General features: G+C 41.4%; 1 protein-coding gene and 1 pseudogene. Both read left to right on the plus strand.

All coding sequences use genetic code 11. The features are described 5' to 3' along the window. Nucleotides 1-1,059 (plus strand): annotated as a pseudogene (locus JWG45_RS21290) (hypothetical protein); the annotation flags it as partial. A 24-nt stretch (nucleotides 1,060-1,083) separates the two neighbouring features. After that, entirely contained in the window at nucleotides 1,084-1,662 is a 579-nt protein-coding gene (locus JWG45_RS21295; protein ID WP_205281621.1) for a hypothetical protein, read from the plus strand. Nucleotides 1,663-1,881 lie beyond the last annotated feature (219 nt).

The raw sequence follows: 1,881 nt of genomic DNA on the forward strand, positions 1-1,881 counted from the left end.
TTGAAGAAAGAGTTGAGTGAAGGGATCTTGCTCGCGGACGGAAACGGTTCGATGAGTGACGCCAAAGGCGGGTCTGGTCTTGCTTCTGCTGTGAAAGAAATTTCGAGCAAACAAGCAGAGTTAACTCGCTTGATGGCTTCGAAGGAAAGCGGAGGAACAACGAAACCTGCCTCTTCCGGAAATGAATCCAGTAGTGGCGTGCTCGATGGAATCAAAAATTTGTATGGAAAAACGAAAGAACTGATCTACGGTCCAGAGGCGAAACCAAGAAGCTCCTATGAGCAAGATGATCGATCTAAGGCTCAAACAACTCGATTGACAAACGAAACAGCGGCATATCTCGATTACAAAGAAGGGAAAATCAGTAAGGCCGATTACGAAAGACAAGTAGCGGCGGAGAAAAAAGCCTACTATGAAGCGACCCAAGGAGACCGGAACAAAATTCCAATGGGTTCAGGATATACCGACATCTCTAAAGACAATTTAGGGAAATTGACTCACTTGGAAGGAATCAAAGGAGTAGCTGGTCGAATTGTAGAGAAGGATGGTTACACATATTTTAGAACGGAAGCACAAGGAATGAATTCGAAATCCATTCCGATGGAGCCGACGAAGATATCAGAGAAGCCTTGGACTACCGTTGATTACGGTCACGTCAATCGGCAAGGTAAAGAAGGAGTTTTAGATTTGTATGCACCGTATGGAAGTGGCGTAACGATTCCGAGAGCCGATGGGAATCAATTTCAAGTTGCTGGATTGCGTAGCTTGTCGGAGGGAGGCAATGTGCTCACACTAAAATACAATGTAGCAGGTGTTCCCCAAACGGCACATATTAGCCATGTGCAAAATCAATTTCCGAGCTATGTAATCGATGAGTTGAAAGCAGGTAGAAAACCGATTTTTGAAACAGGAACTGTTGTCGCTTGGACTGGGGTTACGGGACAACATGGGGTTGGAAATGAAGGCAAGGTGAAATACGATCCTACGGATCATGCACACATTGATTTTGTTGACAAAACCAACTGGAGAGATTGGGCGCTTCAATCTATGGGATATTGAAAATGAAAACTGAAGAGGTAAATTATGAAAGCTCAAAGAATATTATCTATTTTGATATTTCTAATGCTGGCAAATAATTGTATGGGAAAAGCAAAAGAAAAGAATCCGACGGAAGAAGCTTTAGAATACATGCAGACTTTGTTACCAAAGAACAATGAGTTAACTAAAGAAAAATTCAAAGCAATTGAAGGAATTAGCTTTGCAGGTACTTCAATAACGGACGATAAGCTAAAATATGTTTTGATTCTTCCTAATTTGTCAGCCCTAAGCTTAACAAAAACTCGGATTACCGAACTAGGATTAGAATCGATTAAGGAAAACAAAATAGTATCCTTAGACATCGATGGAACATTAGTCACAAACAAAGCAATCAAGGTTTTATTAGGCTGGAAACATTTAAGATTTCTAAATATCTCATATACGAAGATTAATCGGGAGGCAATTCCTGACCTTTTGAAACTCAATCCTCAAGGCCTTGAAGTAGCTGGACTTAATTTTCCAGAAAGCGATATTAAAAGACTGGAGCACAAAATTTCCGTACGCTATGAAGAATACGAAATCCAGTGCCCTGGAACGGTGGACAGTAAATGTCCTGAGTTTTAATTCTCACACAAACTAACTAATTCAGTACACCTTAGACCTAAATAACGAACGAAAGAGTGAATCGGCAAAGACAATGGAAGAAGCCACAATCAAAAAAGGATACGTGTTAGGGGAAGCGGTAAGAGACAAGAGAAGCGGTGCAGTGCACCTTCTCTGTGAAACCTAAATTGGATGGTCCGGATATCCGGACTTTCCAAAAATCCCTCAACAAGAACCGCA

The sequence above is a fragment of the Leptospira ainlahdjerensis genome (genome assembly GCF_016919175.1).
Lineage (GTDB): Bacteria > Spirochaetota > Leptospiria > Leptospirales > Leptospiraceae > Leptospira > Leptospira ainlahdjerensis.

What these genes read in the sequence shown, in the direction of transcription:
- JWG45_RS21295 (WP_205281621.1), top strand. Translation starts at nt 1,084, where the DNA reads ATGAAAGCTCAAAGAATATTATCTATTTTGATATTTCTAATGCTGGCA.